Source organism: Oceanobacillus kapialis, assembly GCF_044790185.1.
Classification (GTDB): Bacteria; Bacillota; Bacilli; order Bacillales; family Amphibacillaceae; genus Oceanobacillus_B; species Oceanobacillus_B kapialis.
This window is the reverse complement of the sequence record NZ_CP085256.1, coordinates 3,305,852-3,323,105: the sequence shown is the minus strand read 5'-3', so window position 1 is coordinate 3,323,105 and position 17,254 is coordinate 3,305,852. Positions and strand designations below refer to the sequence as shown.

Sequence of the window (17,254 nt, the reverse complement as noted above, 5' to 3'; positions counted from 1 at the left end):
AAAATTGAAAGGATGTTGTTAAGATGTCGAAAAGCTTTGTTGCTTATTTTAAATCGGAAAACGATGCAGAAACAGCGAAAGCAAAATTGGAAAAACTTCGCGTATCGGATATGCTGGTAGACGAACTACCAAATGGAGATAAGCGTGCAACTTATTTCCCTATCGTTGGAATTGGGACACCTGGATCAATGAGTACAGGTTCTGGGGCTATGGGAATAGGAATGGCAGATGTTACGGATGATCATGACGAGAAATCACAAAAATTAACCCATTTATTGGAAGGAAAAGTAGAGCAGGAAGACTACGTCGAGGCCATTTCCATACTTGCGGAAAGTAATGGTTATAAAAGTGAATGACGTAGCCTGCAACTCTCTTAACTAGAGTAATGCAAATAGCTTTCTGGGACGGCCTCTCTGGTATGGCCGTTCTGTTCCAGCAATTTTAATAATTTCTGCTGACAAGAGCTTATTAATTGTTCGCTCTGCACTTCGTTTTGTGACACGGTAGTAGTCTGCCACATCACTGGAGGAGAAAGGCTTATTATTACGTAACGTAATAAATTCAATAAAATTGTAGGATAGTTCATTATTAAGTTTCGCTTTATGAATGAGGGCTTGGTATAAAAACGATGTATTGATAGGTTTTTTGACCCCTAAAGGTCCGAGTTTTACCTGACTTTCGTTTATAATATAGCATGAGCTTTCTTGTTCTTCTGCTGTCATTTCTAAGGCCATCATAGCATGCTGGTGGGCCTGTAGAGAAGTGAATCCAAGTCCAAAGCCAATCCCAACAGGTTCTTGTATGTGCTCATTAATCTTACGGATCAAGGGGAATTTTGTATAGTGCTTGCTTAAATAATCCAGTAGCTTCCTTGATCCAATTATAACAACCCCATCCTGGACACTACGCAGCACAATGGCATCCTGTTTGGATGCAAATGCTTGTAGGAGAAGTTCTAGTTCAGATAACCTCCTATAAAGAATCATCGCTTTTAAGGAATCGGGCATCTGTTCTACATGTTTGAAGCGAAAATATCCCATAACAATTTGTGTAGAAGCCCTGGTGTGGAAAGCGATACGTTTTTCAAGTTTTTCCAAGGCCAGTTTATAACATGAATCGGGTTGGTCCATATGCCAGACAGCAATATTTTCTGCTTCTAGTTGTCGGGCTATTTCCTTATAAGCTGTTAATGCATACTCAGTACGACCACTTGCCCAATAGTTTCGATGATGGTTTAGAATGCTCTCAATCTTCTTTTCTGCTACTTCTTCCTCATAGATAGGGAGTAACTCCACGCCTGTAGAGTTTAATGGTATTTGTGCGCGTTGAACTACATCTTTTGTAACTCCATCAAGCGAAAATCGAGTATATGGTTGTTCATTCAGACATAGCTGGAGAAGAGATGTAGTAAGGTTGTATTCATCGCAATCCACCACCACTATAGAAAGGCGTCGTTTTTCAACTATTTCTTTCACGTATAAATAAGCGATAGACTCAGTAAATAAAAAAATATTACAGAGCAAGGATTGTTCAAGTAAGGCAGGTGTTTCACTTGATTCTGTATAAGTAAAGGGTAAAAGCTCGTAAGGAGAGGAGTCCTTTTTTAATTGTTGAATTCGTATAACTGTATCTTCTGGGCCTATCACTGCTACTTTCGCTTTCATCACAGACACTCCTACTATTAATTAGATAAGGTAGATTTTGACACTGCTAATAAATAATCGGATGCAATCTTCTTTACTTTTGCAATAATATGCTGTCCTTCTGCGTTAGATGTTAAGCCCTCGCTCAATATAACGATATAAAATCTTTCCTCGTTATATTCTAAAACAGTAGCATCATGTACAACTCCTAATAACTCACCGGTCTTATGTATGATGCTTGTAGGCTTACGTGGATGTATGTGGTTGCAGAGCTTTTTTGTAAGCTGCTGCTTTGAAAGGATATTCTGTAATACGTCGCTACTTTTACTAGGCTGATAAGAGATATACGATAAGATTTCCTTTAATAAAGTAACCATATCGCTTGCTGTCGTACAATTTTCTTTCCCTATTTCCTGTGCTTTTGTATCCATAAATTTACGGTTAATACTGGTATTAGACATTTCAAGACTTTTAATCGTTCGATTAACTGCTTCCATTCCTAGTGTGTCCAGCAGTACATTGGCAGCAGTATTATCAGAAACCATGATCATTAGCTCTATTAAGTTCATGTAACTGTATATATGACAGTTGGTAAGGTAAGAGATAACCCCTGATCCTCCAACAAATTGCTCTTCTTCCAGGTAGACAAGCTTATCAGGGTGCAGTTTTTCACTATCTATTTGGCGGCATGCCTCTAATAATATGGGTAGCTTTGCAAGACTAGCTGCCGGACGTACGATTTTATCGTTAATAGCCAAATTTCCCTCATCAGAAGCAATGAGTACAGAAAAATGCGCATCCATTCCTTCAAGTTCTCTTCTAATAGACGTGTTTAGCTGTTCGAAGTCCATACAATCATTATCCTTTCTAGTTTAATTAGTCAGGTAGAATAGACGTTGCAAACACGGTGTTAACGTTGCCAAAAAGGCCTGGACTGATCACTGAAAATAGGCCAGTGGAACGAGTTCTGAGGTGGAAAATTGCGACAAAACTAAATAATTAGTTATATAGTATTGAATTTTCGAAAAATTGTCAAGAATTGTAGAGGGTTATTGGAAAGAATAGAATTGGGGAATTATGAAGTAGAAAAGCTAGAATGATGGTAAATTGGGAGGTGTCTATGCAATTCCCATATAATAGTAAAGAGGCAGTTAATCGACGTTAACTGCCAGTAAAGGTCTGATTCTTTTAACTAACATTTGGTGGAGGTAGAGGATAGCCCATCAAATGAAGTTCACTTTATTTGATAATGATCTTTAACTTGATCTCTTAATTGGCGTTTTAAAAACTTTCCGACAGAGGTTTTCGGTATTTCATTATAGAACAAAACATCGTCTGGTATCCAATACTTAGCAAACTGGGGCTCTAAAAATGCTAGCAAGGCCTCTTTTACACCTTCTTCTTTCACGCCATCTTTTAAAACAACACAGGCGATAGGCCTTTCCTGCCACTTGGCATCCGGAATGGCAACTACGCTTGCTTCTAAAACATCCGGGTAACTCATGATAGCGTTTTCAATTTCGACCGACGAAATCCACTCACCACCACTTTTAATTAAATCCTTTGTTCGGTCAACTATTTTAATCGTGCCTTCCTCGTCTACCGTGACAACATCTCCCGTATGAAACCACCCCTCCTGAAATGCTTGTTCACTGCGATCATCTTTATAATACTCACTTGCTATCCAGTTTCCACGTAGGAGTAATTCGCCCATTTCTTGATCATCCCATGCAACGTCGCCCGCTTTTCCTTTGACCTTCATTTCAAGACCTGGAACGAGAATCCCTTGTCTGGATCGCTCTCTTAACTTTTCTTCTTTGGTTAAGCCGTGCTGGTAACTTTTCAATCGAGATATGGTTGCTAATGGAGTTGTTTCAGTGGCGCCATATGCATGGTAAAAAGGAATATTGTATTTTTCTTCAAACGCTTGGATTAATCCAAATGGGGCAGCAGATCCACCGCATAATACAGCTCTTAAACTAGATGTATCATAATTTCCCTTCTCCAGTTCTTGCAGCAGTCCTATCCAAATAGTTGGTACGCCGGCTGATATGGTTACGCGGAATTTCTCTATAAAGGTTGCCAGTCGTTCTGGGGTGAAGCGCGGACCAGGCAACACTTGAGTAGCGCCAAACCATGTACAGGCAAAGGGTGTGCCCCATGCATTTACATGAAATTGCGGGACAACAGGCATGGAGACATCAGATTCTGATATAGCGGCAGAGTCAGCGAGCCCGAGGGCAAAACTATGCAGGACGATCCCCCTGTGAGAATACGTGACACCCTTTGGCTTCCCGGTTGTAGCAGAGGTGTAACACATACCAGCAGGGTCATTTTCATCAATGTCTTTACTAAAAGGGAAGGTGGCATCGCCAGTGCTGATTATTTCTTCATAGGAGTATAAAGGATGTAGAGACGAATCAGGAAGTTCCGGTTTATCTGTCATGACAATGAAGGCTTCAACGGTGGTTAACTGATCTTTAATCTGTTCCACAAGCGGAAGGATATCTTCATCAACTAATAATAGTTTATCCTCTGCGTGATTAATAATATAGATGATGTGTTCTGGGGTGAGGCGAATATTAATGGTGTGCAGGACAGCGTTCATACCTGGAGCAGCAAAGTAAATCTCTAAATGTCTGTGGTGGTTCCAGGCCAGTGTGCCAATTTTGTCACCCTTTTTAATACCAAGCTCTGTGAAAGTGCTCATTAGCTTTCGTACCCGTTCCCCAATTTCTTTGTAACTTAAAGAATGTAGCTTGTCATGTGTTTGGGAGTGGACAAGCTTTTTTGGGAAAAACTTCTCTGCATGCTCCATCATGGCACCGACGGTCATTGGGACGTGCATCATTTCTCATCATCTCCTTTTTAAAAGTTTGGTACTTGTTTAAATATATCATAATATTGTAAAAATATTGATAATGAAACATAAAAAAACGTTAGCATACGTAGTTTGGTATTACATAGTTAGAAATTAATGGAACAAATACCCTATATTCTAAAAGAGTTGGTGTAAAAAAAATCGCTATTTTAAGCAGTTTAAGAGACTAAGGATATTATTGGAAAGGGCAACTCGTGTTAGGAAGAGTTTGACAACTTTATAGATTCAAATGTAAAATATAATTCACTATAGAGTATAAAGGGGGAGTTTGTATGAAAAAGAAAAATTATCTATTTTCATTTGCTATGCTTTTAGTGCTTGCCTTGTTTCTAGCAGCTTGTGGCGGAGGCGACGAGGGCGGTAATGGCGATGGTGAATCTGCAGAAGGCGGAGAAACGCCAGAGTTTTTACAAATGCTAACAGGTGGCACAAGTGGTACATATTACCCACTGGGTGGTGAAATGGCCACAATCATATCTGACGAAACAGGTATGGAAACGGATGCAGTATCTTCAAACGCTTCAGCTGATAACATGGTTGCACTTCAAGAGGAACAATCAGAGCTAGCCTTTGTGCAAACCGACGTAGCAGCAAATGCAATCGAAGGTATTAATTCTTTTGAGGGTAACCCTGTTGACAACGTTCAGGCAATCGGCTCTTTATATCCAGAAACAATTCAGATTGTAACAACTGCAGACTCTGGTATCGCATCAGTTGAAGACCTTGCTGGTAAAGCGGTTTCTGTAGGGGCGCCCGGTTCAGGCACGTATGTCAATGCAGAACAAATTTTAGAAATTCATGGAATGACGATGGATGATATTGAGGCACAGAATCTTGATTTTGGTGAGTCTACTAGTGGAATTCAAGATGGGAACATTGATGCAGCTTTCATTACTTCTGGAACACCAACTGGTGCGGTGGAAGGTCTAGCTGCTACAGTTGATATTAGCATTGTTCCAATTGCCCAGGATAAAGTGGATGCGCTTGTAGAGAAGTATCCATACTATGCAGCTGATACAGTTCCAGCTGAAACATATAGTGGACAGTCTGAAGAAGTAAACACAGTTGCAGTATTAGCAATGCTTGCTGTGACAGATTCGCTTTCTGAGGATGCTGTTTACGAAATTACGAAAGCGATTTACGAGAACGCAGGAGATATGGCTCACGCAAAAGCTGAGTTTATTACAACGGATTCTGCTTTAGATGGTATTGGAATTGAGGTACACCCAGGTGCACAGAAATACTTTGATGAAGTAGGAGTAAGTGCTGAATAAGAAGGCTTAGCCGTTTTACCTAGCATAGGCTCTTACAGGCAGAAAAAGTAAAGATGACCAATAAGTGACGAGCGGCCGGCTGTGAATCCTCTAGTCAGGAATTGCTGTCGGTCGTTTCATTTTCATACGATTTCAGGTGGCATTATGAAACATAACATAAAGTTAAAGATATCAATTCTATTTATTTTACTCACAATTCTCTTTCTACTTCTATTTGTTCCTTTCCGAACTACACTTGTATTTTATAAAGAAAATACAGATAAGATTGAAGCTTTTCTTCCATTACAGAAAAGGGATACCTTTCAAATAATCTTTACACACTCCATACACCTGACAGATGTGATTGAAAAATATATGGTTATGAGCAACCATGATATAAAACAGTACGAAATTGTTTACGAAGAGTTTGGGATTGGAATGCCATCTAACGCATTAGAGGGAGAAGAGTTTCATTATGAAGATGGAAAATATCATATTACAGAACTTGATAATATATTCCCTTCTATGAATATAAGAAATGGCAAAACAGTTTCAGAAAATAGGCTTGTTTGGGGAGATAACGACGAACATCTCGTATATTTTAACGAGTATTTTGAACCAGGAGCTTGGTTTAAATTAAAGGTTGAGAACCTCTCACTATGGCAAGCTATGAAAGGAGTGAGAATCCATGAGTGATTCAACGAAAGACAACCAAACGGAGGCAGCAAGGCAGGAGGAGCTTTTACAGAAATATGATGCAGAATCAAACACAAGAAAACTAACCGGGATAGCTGCAAAAGTGGTTTTCTTTGGTCTGCTTGCCTTCTCCTTATTTCAGCTTTATACAGGAGCTTTTGGGCAGTATACTGCTTACATTCAACGAACTGTCCACTTAGGCTTTGCCCTGACGTTAATCTTTCTTTTGTTTCCTGCAAGTAAGAAGAAGGGAAATAAACGAAAGGTTGCTTGGTATGATTATATACTTATTTTATTATCCATTATTGTCTGTGGATATTGGCCAGTGTATTACGATACATTAGTTCAGCAGATTGGTGGCATAGACCAGGTCCAAGTTATTATTGGCGGACTTGCTATACTCCTTGTATTAGAGGCGACTAGACGAGCTGTTGGAATGCCAATTACAATTATTGCAATTTTATTTTTGGCCTACGCGTTAATTGGTCCTGATATGCCTGGTGCCCTTGCGCATCGTGGGCTAACGTTAGAGCAATTGATCGATTCAATGTTCTTTACAACAGAAGGTATTCTGGGGACTCCGTTACAGGTATCGTCCACATACATTTTCTTATTCCTGTTGTTTGGTGCTTTTCTGGTGCAAACAGGTGTGGGAAATTATTTTAATGATCTAGCTATCGCACTAGCTGGACGCCGAACAGGTGGACCAGCCAAGGTTGCCATTTTTTCAAGTGCATTAAATGGGACCATTTCTGGAAGCTCGGTAGCGAACACTGTTACGACAGGGTCTTATACCATTCCTATGATGAAAAAGCTCGGTTACCGTCCGAATTTTGCGGGTGCGGTAGAAGCTGCATCCTCAACCGGTGGCCAAATAATGCCGCCTATAATGGGGGCTGCTGCTTTCCTTATGATTGAGTTTGCAGGTGTTGGATATTGGGAGATTGCCAAGGCGGCAACCATTCCAGCTATCTTGTATTTCTCTGGTATTTGGATTATGACTCACTTGGAAGCAAAGCGAGTGGGACTGCATGGATTGCCGAAAGAGCAAATCCCTAGTAAGAAATCTGTTCTGAAAAAAATTCATTTACTACTTCCTATTATTGCAATCGTGCTACTCCTTTTCCAAGGTTTCAGTATAGAACGGACAGCATTACTAGGAATTCTTATTACCGTTATTGTAAGTTTATTTAGAGCTGATACAAGAATTACGCCATCAAAATTTGTGCTTGCTTTAACATCTGGTGCGAGAACAGCGCTAGGAGTGGCAGCAGCGACTGCCTGTGCAGGTATTATTGTTGGGGTTGTAACCAAAACGGGTCTTGGCTTGAAGCTTGGAAATAGCCTTGTGGATGTAGCGGGCTCTCTTGCAAGCTCACCTGAGGCTCAGTTGCTGTTAACCCTATTCTTTACAATGATCGCATCGATTATTTTGGGAATGGGTTCACCTACAACGGCAAACTATATCATCACATCCACAATTGCTTTACCAGCAATCTTGGCATTGAATGATCAGCTAGAAGTAGCAATTCCGGTGCTAGCTGGGCACATGTTCGTATTCTACTTCGGTATTGTGGCAGATATTACGCCGCCTGTGGCACTAGCTGCATTCGCCGCAACGGGTATATCTGGTGGGGAGCCGATCCGGACAGGAGGAAATGCTTCCAAGCTAGCAATTGCGGCATTCATTATCCCGTATATGTTTGTGCTGCAGCCACAGCTGCTGATGATCGATACGCACTTCTGGGAAATAATATGGATATTGTTTACGGCAATCAGTGGAATGATTGCGATAGGTGCAGGGCTTATCGGCTTCTGGTATCGTAAATTACATTGGACATTACGAATTGTTTCCGTAGTAGTCGGGCTTTTCCTTATCTATCCAGAAGGCAACACAGATCTATTCGGATTAGCTGCGTTTATCGTCATGATTGTTATGCAGCTTGTCTGGAAAAAAGGAAACCAGACAGGGAAAAAAGAACAAGTGAATGGTTAACTTTTAATTAAATAATCTATTTCATAACGAAGGTGACCGGAAGCAAGATAATTCCGGTCACCTTTTTGTTGTTATTATAAGCTTTAGCTCGTTACGGGGAGGGTAGATTATAGTAAAATAGGAACGAAAGAAAAATGAAGCAAAGCACTATAGAAAGAAGGAAGAAAGATGCAAAAACAGCATGATTTTACACAGGGGAATATACTAAAGCAGCTCATCTTTTTTTCCGGGCCAATTATGCTGACGAACCTGCTTCAAACGTCTTACCAGGTTGTTGATAGCCTTTGGGTAGGGAATTTACTCGGTGCTGACGCCCTTGGTGCTGTTGCCGTCTCCAGTACCATTGTGTTTACTGTATTATCCTTTGTTATTGGGATGAATAACGCGGCGCTTACTATTTTGTCTCAACAAAAAGGGAAAAATCATGAAGCTGGACTCAAAAGTTATTTGAATGCTTTTGTTGTCTTGCTTACAGCATTCTCTCTCGCGCTTGGACTGGCAGGTTTTTTTCTTACAGATTGGTTATTAGGTGTTCTAGGTACACCAGAAGAAATGATGCCATTAGCTTCGAGTTACCTCAGAATAAACTTTCTCGGTATTTTGTTTTTGTTTGGCTATAACTTTATTAGCACCATATTACGGTCTTTAGGGGATAGTAAAACACCTTTACTATTTGTGGTCACCGCTGTTTGTTTAAATATCATACTTGACCCTTTGTTTATCAGTATGTTGAATTTTGGAGTGGAAGGGGCAGCTTATGCAACCATCCTATCTCAAGGTGTATCCTTTATCATTGGGATGGTATTCATCTTACGTCGTAAGCTAGCACCATTTACCATTCCTAAACTCCCGGAGTGGCAGGAAGTTAAGCTGATCTTGCACCTCGGTATTCCTTCTGGCTTACAAATGGCCGTTATTTCCGCTGGAGTAGCTGCAATTATGAGTGTTGTAACAGGTTTTGGGTCTGATGTTGTTGCTGGATTTAGTGCAGCGCAGAGGCTGGATAGTTTGCTTATGCTGCCTGCCCATGCCCTTGGTACCTCTGTAAGCAGTATGGCGGGGCAAAATATCGGGTCTGGGAACTGGAGTCGGGTAAAGGAAATCGCGAAGTATGGCGTGTTATATAATTTTACGGTTATGTTTTTGGTTGGAATCATTGTGTTTTTCTTAGCGGAACTTGGAGTGCGTTTGTTTATAGATGAAGCTCAACCGATTGAATTTGGTACAACCTATTTACAGATAATCGCATTTTGCTATCCATTCCTTGGTATTAATTTTATCTTAAATGGTATTGTGCGAGCTGCAGGGGCAATGTATCAAGTCTTGGCTTTAAATATTTTATCTTTTTGGGTATTACGTTACCCATTGACTGCTTTCTTTTCAAGTGTATATGGGGAGACAGGTATTGCAATTGGAATGGGAAGTAGCTTTTTAGTTAGTAGTGTGTGTGCGTATCTATATTACCGGTATGGCAAGTGGAGGAAAAAGGAACTGTTTAACAAAAAGCATGGAGGATAAAGATGAAACGTATAGGAATCCTATTTACTGGGATTATATCCGGCATTTTCTTAGGGGCACTTCTTTGGTTGGTCCAAAGATTAACTTCCTTAAAAGTATATACATTGCTCGTAAATGTTGATTATATACCTGTTTTAAAAGAGTGGAACATGGGAAGCTTTATAGAGTTTAGTTTACATCTCATTGTATCGACCCTATTAGTTTTTATGCTATATGAAATCTTTAAGCGAATGAGCATGGCGTATAGCTTGTTACCCTATGTTCTGGCGAATGGGGCAATTGGTCTCTTACTTTATGGAACAACTGCATTCTCACAGCGTACTCCAGATCTATTTGACTTCTATTCTCTGTCATATTGGTTACTCGGGCATCTCTTATATGGAGTGGTCGTAGCCCTGCTCATGAAAAAGCTTGGGAGGGCGTTGCATGAAAGGTAGAAAACGCCATATACGTGCACTAAAGCACACCATGCTTCTGTTTCTGCTGCTTAGTGGAGTGTTGTTGGTGCTCTCCTTCATAGCCTATGAATGGAATCAAACTACGGAAGATTCTCAACGTCCAGCTATCAGCGAGGAGGTAAGAGAATATCGCCCTTTAGTTGAAAGGTATGCAGAGGAGGATGGGGTTGGAAACTACACAGATGTGATCCTCGCAATCATGATGCAGGAGTCTGGTGGAAGAGGCCAAGACCCTATGCAAGCATCTGAAAGTTATTGTGGGGAAAGGAACTGTATTGAGGATCCAGAGCTTTCCATTGAACAGGGTGTTGAATATTTTTCCAAAACACTGGATGACGCTGAAGGTGACATACATCTTGCTGTACAGTCCTATAATTTTGGCAGAGGTTTTATTAATTATGTACAGGAAAGGTCTGGGGAGTACTCACAGGAAACGGCTATTGATTTTTCCCAATACATGTACGGCCGTGATCCGAATAAAGAAAAATATCGATGCCTCCGGGACGGCTCTCGGGAGCTAGACGCATGCTATGGGGATATTTATTACGTGAAAGCAGTGATGAACTATCGAGACGTTATAGAGGCAGAAGCCCAGTAACTCATGATATGATGATGGTAAGATCCATCCTTAACACGTAACCAAAGGAGGCAAAGCAATATGGGAGAGGCTATTTTTACTAGCAAGGCGCCCGCTGCAATCGGTCCCTATTCACAGGCCATTAAAGCAGGTGATTTCATTTATGTTTCAGGGCAAATACCACTTGACCCCTCAACAGGTGAAGTTGTAGAAGGTATTGAGAAACAAACAGAACAAGTTCTGCAAAATTTAAAGGCTATACTTGATGAAGCAGGCGCTACCTTTAGGGAAGTCGTGAAATTTACAATCTATTTGAAATCCATGGATGATTTTGCTACGGTAAATGAAATTTATGGAAGTTATTTAGCTGAACCATACCCAGCTAGAGCTACCGTAGAGGTTAGTCGTTTACCGAAAGATGTCCTTGTAGAGATGGACGTCATTTGTTATCAAAAATAGGAGGTTGTATCTTGGAAAATTTTACGTATTATAATCCAACAAAACTAATTTTCGGAAGAGGCCAGCTTAATGCATTGCCAAATGAAGTAGCACAATATGGGAAAAAAGTGCTTATTGTCTATGGTGGAGGCAGCATTAAACGAAATGGCATTTATGATAATGTGTTAACAAAACTCGATGAAATTGATGCAGAAGTATTTGAACTATCTGGAGTAGAACCAAACCCAAGAATTTCTACTGTCCGTAAAGGAGTCGAAATTTGCAAGAAGGAAGGTATTGAATTTCTACTTGCAATAGGCGGGGGCAGTACAATTGATTGTACAAAAGCTATTGCCACAGGTGCAACAACGGAAGTAGATATGTGGGATATCGTGACGAAAAAAGAGCAGGCCACAGATGCATTACCGTTCGGGACAGTGCTTACATTGGCAGCAACCGGTTCTGAAATGAATCGCGGTTCTGTTATTACTAACTGGGAGACGAATGAGAAACATGGCTGGGGCTCGCCGTATACAAGTCCTAAATTCTCTATATTAGACCCAGCACATACGTATTCTGTTCCGCGAGATCAAACAGTATATGGTATGGTTGATATGATGTCACATGTATTAGAGCACTATTTCCATCAAACGACAAACACGCCAATTCAGGACAGATTCTGTGAATCATTGCTGAAAACGGTAATGGAGACAGCGCCAAAGCTACTAGAAGACATGGAGAATTACGAATATCGTGAAACCATTATGTTAAGTGGTACCTTAGCTTTAAATGATATGCTTAGCATGGGATTCCGCGGGGATTGGGCTACCCATAACCTTGAGCACGCAGTATCAGCTGTGCATGACATTCCACACGGTGGCGGATTAGCTATTTTATTCCCTAATTGGATGAAACATGTCATGGATGAGCAAAATGTAGCGCGTTTTAAACAGCTAGCAGTTCGCGTGTTTGATGTGGAAACAGAAGGAAAGTCTGATAAAGAAGTGGCCTTAGAAGGAATCGACCAATTAAGAGCTTTTTGGAGTAGTATTGGCGCACCTGCAACACTAGCAGATTACGACATAAACGAAAGCAGTGTACAGGAAATGGCCGAAAAAACTGTTGTGGCAAGTCCGCAATTTGGAAACTTTAAAAAGCTAACAAAAGAGGATGCTGTCGAAATTTATAAAGCAAGCCTATAAAATCCGACGAAATATTTCCCGGGAAATTCTTTCGTCAAATTATGTAAAAATAAAAGAAGAACTGGCTTATTGATAAACAGCCAGTTCTTCTTTTATTGCTACTCTTATTTTATCTAAACATTCTTCAGGCGTGTTACCGAAAATGCGTCTGTTATTAATAAGTGCATATGGTTTTACCCTGCACAGGCCGCAAAAGGATAAACATTCGTTCATCAAAACGGCTACTTCTGGAAATTCCTTCTCTAAGATTTCCTCTATATTAATTGTAGTGATTGCATTTCCGTCACAGACCTCGACTACGACAATACCCATACGATCACTTACCTTCTATTATTAAATAGTTCCTATTGATAGGACTCTGTTAGTTTTAGCATATATTTCAAAAGAAATCAATTCTTTGGTTTTGCTTCTTATACTTCCTGCATTAATCGCGCTCTACAAAGCTCATGGAAACCCAATGACGTTTACGCCATCTTCGGAGCATGAAAACGCCTCTTAACCATTCATCAGCAATAAAGGCAATCCAGATGCCAATTAATCCAAGGTCTAAAAAGATTCCGAAAAACCATGCAAAGGTCACGCTGATCCCCCACATAGAAGCAATTCCAATGTAAACTGGGAATTTCACATCGCCAGCTGCACGTAAAGAGCTGATCATTACTAAATTAAACGCTCTTCCGGGTTCTAGAATAACTGTCATGAGCAGCAAGAATGCCCCTGTTTGCACGATAGTTGGATTATCCGTAAAGATACCAAGTAATGGCTCATGTAGAAGGTAGACAATACCAGCCATACTAAGGGAAATAAAAATAGAAATACGCAGACTCTTGATGCCACGCTCATACGCATCCTCAATTTTTCCTGCGCCAATCATGTGCCCAATTAAAATCTGTGTTCCTTGCCCGATTGCAATGGAAAACAAGAAAATAAACATCATTATATTCTGCGCATACACCTTTGTAGTAATGGCAAGTGTACCTAGCTGTGCTACAAAATAGGTGATTACCATTTGACTCGCATTATAGGAAAGCTGTTCACCTGCAGACGGGATGCCAATTTGTAATAACTTTTTGATATGCTGCTTAGGGTAATGTAGAAATTTAGTGAAGTCTAGTTCACCACTCGTCCGCTTAATTAATAAAATTAACAGCACTATAAAGCCGATAAAGCGGCTAATTGCCGTAGAAAAGGCAACTCCTTCTACACCAAAAACCGGGAAGCCAAATGGTCCAAAAATAACAAAATAGTTGCCTACAACATTTATGATGTTCATGCCTATTGTCACCATCATAGTATCCTTTGTGTGGCCATAACTTCTAAGTATAGCACCTGTTGTCATAATTAAGGCTTGCACAAAGATAAGTCCTCCAACAATTTGCATATACGCGGTTGCTTCGCCCATAATCTCACTGGGAAGATCCATTATACGTAGTATCCATCTTGCGCCAAAATATAAAATAACACTTAAGAAAAGGGAAAACCAGAGGTTCAAACTAATGGATAGAACAGAAATTTCTCCTGCCTGCTTATTATGCTTAGCTCCAAGGTTTTGAGCAATTAAAATGGCTGCTCCTTGGGCGACGAAGCCAAACATAACAATGACTACAGACAGGATTTGATTCGCCACCCCAACGGCCGCTACAGCTTTATCCGAATACTGGCTAAGCATAAGGGTATCCGCGTTCCCCATTAACATATGCAGTAATAATTCCACAAAGATCGGCCATGTTAGGGCGAATAAGGTGAGTTGCTTTGTATTATTTTCCTTCATAAAAGGTCCTACTCTCTATTATATATAAATTTGAAAATGTATAACATTATTGCACAATAAGAGTATTTTACAATTTTTCCACAAAAATAAAAAGACTAAAAAAATATCCCAGAGAGCCTAGACTCCCTGGGATAAACAGAGCACGGGTCATTTCTTTACGAATAAAACAACATAAGCCTCATTATTGCCGAGAGGTGGAAAAGAAAGGACTGTGTTTTCCGTTATATTCATATTTGTACCATGTAACTAGCATGATGATACCACTAATGAGGAGTAGTATACTTGTAACCATAAAAACAGAGGAAAAGCCGAAAAATCCTGATAGCGCTCCTCCCAACGCCGGACCGATAATATTTCCAAGGAAACGCAGGCTAGTGTTATAACCGAGTACTTCTCCTTGCATGGAAAGTGGTGCCTCTTGTCTGATATATGCTATTCGAACAGGAATGATGCCTCCGATGGCGATGCCTAACAAGAATCTTAATACGACAAGCTGCCAAATATTTGTAACAAAAGCACCTGGTAAATACACGATTCCTGCCATAAACAATAGGATGATCAGTATTTTAATATAACCGATACGATCACCTAAACGCCCCCAGCGGCGCGCCATTAGTAAGTTCCCAAGACCGGCAGCTGAAAAAGCCATACCAGAAAAGAAAGCAATACTTGCTGGACCATGTATTTCAGCAACAAATAATGAAAGAATTGGTTGTATACTAAAATGCGCTACTTGCACAAGTACGGATACCAACATTACTACGAGCAGGACAGGTCTTCTTACAATATGCATGATAACTTCTTTGCTTGAATAGGATTTATAATCAGACTCATCATCAGAGAGCCTCACATTTAATTCTTTAATACCAAAGAAAACGATAATAGCTGAGATAAAAACAGTGAGCGATACCCATTTGAAGGTGCTTGCATAGCCAAACGCATCTGCGAGTACACCACCGAGTAAGGGACCCATAAGTGTTCCGGTAATACTACCTGTTTGTAAGGTACCCAGTACTTTCCCGGCTACCTCTTTTGGTGTCTGTGTTGAAATAAAGGCCTGGGACATGGGTATAAATCCAGTAACAATCCCCATAAACAAACGCAATAAAAAAAGCTGCCAGACTGTAGTGGCGTAGCCCATTAAGAATACAGATAAACCTAAGCCGATAGCTAATATAATGAGAATTCTTTTTCTGCCGTATTTGTCCCCAATTCGCCCCCATATTGGAGAGAAGAGGAATGCAGAGACAAAGGTAACCGCAAAGATCCATCCTGACCAATTCTGCACATAAGCATCTGAGAAATTTCCCATAGACTCAATATATAAGGAGATAAACGGTAACACCATCGTAATACTTCCGGCAATAAAAAAGTTAGCTAACCACATGATTGCTAAATTCCGCTTTACTAACATATTCTGATCTTGATCTATGATGGCAATGCCCTTCCTTCTAAAAATTATTTCGTTACCCTAAATATATCGTAAATTTACATTCATTTAAAGTTATATGCACCCTTTTTTATTAACCAACAGTATTCATATAGAATGGAAAATTGTATAATAAGAGAGAAGGATATTGGCAGATGGACAAGCATATGTATTAGAAAGGCCGGTAGCAAGTTTGTAATTTATGTCGCTTGCTTCTATTAATGAAAAAGGGGAAACTACGATGAAAAAGTATACGATAAAGAAACTGTTTACGATGATTCTTATTGCAATGTTTATGCTGGGAGCTTCCATCCCGGTAATGGCTGATAGTGGAGCCAGCGATTCAGATAGTATTAATGAAAAGCTTGGTTCTCCAGTTGTTGTATATGGTGATACATTATCAGATGCGCAAAGGGAAGAAGTGCGCAGCTTACTTAAGGTTGCAGATGCAACTGCTGTAAAAGAATATGATGTAACAGGAGAAGATATTGCTAAGTATATTAACGGTGATATTCATTCCAATATGTATTCAAGTGCAAAGATCGTACGGCAGGAAGAGGGAAATGGTCTTACGATAAATATTGTAACGCCGGATAATATTACTGAAGTGACAAAAGAAATGTATGCCAATGCATTGTTAACAGCTGGTGTGGAAAATGCCACAGTAGATGTTGCTTCACCTGTAAAAGTTAGTGGACATTCAGCTTTAACAGGAATTTATAAAGCATATGATGTTGAAGGAGCAGAGCTCGACAAAGAACGAATGGAACTGGCTAACGATGAGCTTGACGTCGCAACAAACCTTGCTGAAAAAGAGGGCATGGATCAACAAAAGGTAAGCGAACTATTAACGGAGATAAAGAAAATGATTGCAGAGCAAAATCCTGCTACAAAAGAGGAAGTGGAACAAATTGTTCAAGAACAATTAAGCAAATTGGAAATTTCCCTAAGTGAAGCAGACAGGCAAATGCTAGTAGATCTCTTTAATAAAATGCGCGATCTTAACATTAATTTTGACCAGGTGAGAAACCAATTAGAAGACATTGCTTCAAGTATTACGGACAAAGCGAATGAATTAGGACTTGATGAAGGTTTCTGGGAAAAGGTCGGAAACTTCTTCAGGAACCTCTTCCAATCGCTTAGCAATATGATACAAGGATTGTTTAGCTAATACCAGCACTCAAAGAGCCTTATAGAACATTCCCTTTAATGTGGACGTTCTATAGGGCTTTTTTTCTTTATCTAATAGAAAGTTAGATTTTTCGTTCAACTAACAATTGGAGGGGGAAAGGGATTTCTCCACCAAATGAAGTTTTACTTTATTCCCTGTTTGCTTTCCATATCTTTTCCATAATTAGGCCTTTTTGTTCTTGTTTTGTAATAAAACAACCT

Annotated in this window: 16 protein-coding genes; 10 read left to right on the top strand and 6 right to left on the bottom strand. The window is 40.0% G+C overall.

Annotated features, from left to right (window positions below; genetic code table 11):
- Nucleotides 1–23 precede the first annotated feature (23 nt).
- Nucleotides 24–356, top strand: a complete 333-nt coding sequence (locus tag LG273_RS17195) for a hypothetical protein (RefSeq protein WP_404455978.1) — start codon at nucleotides 24–26, stop codon at nucleotides 354–356.
- A 21-nt stretch (nucleotides 357–377) separates the two neighbouring features.
- On the opposite strand, the gene LG273_RS17190 is transcribed toward LG273_RS17195, so the two are convergent.
- From LG273_RS17190 to LG273_RS17180, 3 genes are all read right to left on the bottom strand, one after another.
- Complete coding sequence (locus LG273_RS17190; RefSeq protein WP_404455975.1) at nucleotides 378–1,664, bottom strand: hypothetical protein; 1,287 nt, start codon at nucleotides 1,662–1,664, stop codon at nucleotides 378–380.
- Nucleotides 1,665–1,681: 17 nt separating this feature from the next.
- Entirely contained in the window at nucleotides 1,682–2,494 is an 813-nt protein-coding gene (locus LG273_RS17185) for a serine hydrolase (RefSeq protein ID WP_404455972.1), read from the bottom strand.
- Between the two features lie 383 nt (nucleotides 2,495–2,877).
- Nucleotides 2,878–4,494 (bottom strand): long-chain fatty acid--CoA ligase, encoded by a 1,617-nt coding sequence (locus LG273_RS17180; RefSeq protein WP_404455970.1) that lies wholly within the window; start codon nucleotides 4,492–4,494, stop codon nucleotides 2,878–2,880.
- Nucleotides 4,495–4,796: 302 nt separating this feature from the next.
- Between LG273_RS17180 and LG273_RS17175 the strand changes: the two genes are divergently transcribed.
- The 8 genes from LG273_RS17175 to LG273_RS17140 all read left to right on the top strand — a co-directional run bounded on the left by LG273_RS17175 (nucleotide 4,797) and on the right by LG273_RS17140 (nucleotide 12,662).
- The gene (locus LG273_RS17175) at nucleotides 4,797–5,798 is read left to right on the top strand and encodes a TAXI family TRAP transporter solute-binding subunit (RefSeq protein ID WP_404455967.1); all 1,002 of its coding nucleotides are present in this window, start codon (nucleotides 4,797–4,799) and stop codon (nucleotides 5,796–5,798) included.
- Between the two features lie 144 nt (nucleotides 5,799–5,942).
- Nucleotides 5,943–6,473, top strand: coding sequence for a DUF1850 domain-containing protein (locus LG273_RS17170; RefSeq protein WP_404455964.1), 531 nt, complete (start codon nucleotides 5,943–5,945; stop codon nucleotides 6,471–6,473).
- Entirely contained in the window at nucleotides 6,466–8,469 is a 2,004-nt protein-coding gene (locus tag LG273_RS17165; RefSeq protein ID WP_404455962.1) for a TRAP transporter permease, read from the top strand. The genes LG273_RS17170 and LG273_RS17165 overlap by 8 nt, the downstream gene beginning before the upstream one ends.
- Before the next feature lie 168 nt (nucleotides 8,470–8,637).
- Complete coding sequence (locus LG273_RS17160; protein WP_404455959.1) at nucleotides 8,638–9,987, top strand: MATE family efflux transporter; 1,350 nt, start codon at nucleotides 8,638–8,640, stop codon at nucleotides 9,985–9,987.
- A gap of 2 nt (nucleotides 9,988–9,989) precedes the next feature.
- A complete protein-coding gene (locus tag LG273_RS17155; RefSeq protein ID WP_404455956.1) occupies nucleotides 9,990–10,424 on the top strand; it encodes a hypothetical protein in 435 nt (144 codons plus the stop codon).
- On the top strand, nucleotides 10,414–11,043 hold the full coding sequence (locus tag LG273_RS17150; protein ID WP_404455953.1) for a lysozyme family protein: 630 nt from the start codon (nucleotides 10,414–10,416) through the stop codon (nucleotides 11,041–11,043). Before LG273_RS17155 ends, LG273_RS17150 begins: the two co-directional genes overlap by 11 nt.
- A 60-nt stretch (nucleotides 11,044–11,103) precedes the next feature.
- On the top strand, nucleotides 11,104–11,481 hold the full coding sequence (locus tag LG273_RS17145; protein ID WP_404455950.1) for a RidA family protein: 378 nt from the start codon (nucleotides 11,104–11,106) through the stop codon (nucleotides 11,479–11,481).
- Nucleotides 11,482–11,492: 11 nt separating this feature from the next.
- A complete protein-coding gene (locus LG273_RS17140) occupies nucleotides 11,493–12,662 on the top strand; it encodes an iron-containing alcohol dehydrogenase (RefSeq protein ID WP_404455947.1) in 1,170 nt (389 codons plus the stop codon).
- 66 nt (nucleotides 12,663–12,728) lie between these two features.
- On the opposite strand, the gene LG273_RS17135 is transcribed toward LG273_RS17140, so the two are convergent.
- The 3 genes from LG273_RS17135 to LG273_RS17125 all read right to left on the bottom strand — a co-directional run bounded on the left by LG273_RS17135 (nucleotide 12,729) and on the right by LG273_RS17125 (nucleotide 15,847).
- Nucleotides 12,729–12,974 (bottom strand): DUF1450 domain-containing protein, encoded by a 246-nt coding sequence (locus tag LG273_RS17135; RefSeq protein WP_042221296.1) that lies wholly within the window; start codon nucleotides 12,972–12,974, stop codon nucleotides 12,729–12,731.
- A 112-nt stretch (nucleotides 12,975–13,086) separates the two neighbouring features.
- A complete protein-coding gene (locus LG273_RS17130) occupies nucleotides 13,087–14,433 on the bottom strand; it encodes an MATE family efflux transporter (RefSeq protein WP_404455945.1) in 1,347 nt (448 codons plus the stop codon).
- 181 nt (nucleotides 14,434–14,614) lie between these two features.
- Nucleotides 14,615–15,847 (bottom strand): MFS transporter, encoded by a 1,233-nt coding sequence (locus tag LG273_RS17125; RefSeq protein WP_404455942.1) that lies wholly within the window; start codon nucleotides 15,845–15,847, stop codon nucleotides 14,615–14,617.
- Between the two features lie 256 nt (nucleotides 15,848–16,103).
- On the opposite strand from LG273_RS17125, the gene LG273_RS17120 reads away from it, so the two are divergent.
- The gene (locus LG273_RS17120) at nucleotides 16,104–17,033 is read left to right on the top strand and encodes a DUF1002 domain-containing protein (RefSeq protein ID WP_404455939.1); all 930 of its coding nucleotides are present in this window, start codon (nucleotides 16,104–16,106) and stop codon (nucleotides 17,031–17,033) included.
- The last annotated feature ends 221 nt before the right edge of the window (nucleotides 17,034–17,254 follow it).

Bases quoted from the DNA above. Each gene is read 5' to 3' on its own strand.
- LG273_RS17150 (WP_404455953.1), top strand. From the start codon at position 10,414: ATGAAAGGTAGAAAACGCCATATACGTGCACTAAAGCACACCATGCTT.
- LG273_RS17155 (WP_404455956.1), top strand. From the start codon at position 9,990: ATGAAACGTATAGGAATCCTATTTACTGGGATTATATCCGGCATTTTC.
- LG273_RS17180 (WP_404455970.1), bottom strand. From the start codon at position 4,494: ATGATGCACGTCCCAATGACCGTCGGTGCCATGATGGAGCATGCAGAG.
- LG273_RS17125 (WP_404455942.1), bottom strand. From the start codon at position 15,847: ATGTTAGTAAAGCGGAATTTAGCAATCATGTGGTTAGCTAACTTTTTT.
- LG273_RS17195 (WP_404455978.1), top strand. From the start codon at position 24: ATGTCGAAAAGCTTTGTTGCTTATTTTAAATCGGAAAACGATGCAGAA.
- LG273_RS17170 (WP_404455964.1), top strand. From the start codon at position 5,943: ATGAAACATAACATAAAGTTAAAGATATCAATTCTATTTATTTTACTC.
- LG273_RS17120 (WP_404455939.1), top strand. From the start codon at position 16,104: ATGAAAAAGTATACGATAAAGAAACTGTTTACGATGATTCTTATTGCA.
- LG273_RS17160 (WP_404455959.1), top strand. From the start codon at position 8,638: ATGCAAAAACAGCATGATTTTACACAGGGGAATATACTAAAGCAGCTC.
- LG273_RS17165 (WP_404455962.1), top strand. From the start codon at position 6,466: ATGAGTGATTCAACGAAAGACAACCAAACGGAGGCAGCAAGGCAGGAG.
- LG273_RS17190 (WP_404455975.1), bottom strand. From the start codon at position 1,664: ATGAAAGCGAAAGTAGCAGTGATAGGCCCAGAAGATACAGTTATACGA.
- LG273_RS17130 (WP_404455945.1), bottom strand. From the start codon at position 14,433: ATGAAGGAAAATAATACAAAGCAACTCACCTTATTCGCCCTAACATGG.
- LG273_RS17135 (WP_042221296.1), bottom strand. From the start codon at position 12,974: ATGGGTATTGTCGTAGTCGAGGTCTGTGACGGAAATGCAATCACTACA.
- LG273_RS17185 (WP_404455972.1), bottom strand. From the start codon at position 2,494: ATGGACTTCGAACAGCTAAACACGTCTATTAGAAGAGAACTTGAAGGA.
- LG273_RS17145 (WP_404455950.1), top strand. From the start codon at position 11,104: ATGGGAGAGGCTATTTTTACTAGCAAGGCGCCCGCTGCAATCGGTCCC.
- LG273_RS17175 (WP_404455967.1), top strand. From the start codon at position 4,797: ATGAAAAAGAAAAATTATCTATTTTCATTTGCTATGCTTTTAGTGCTT.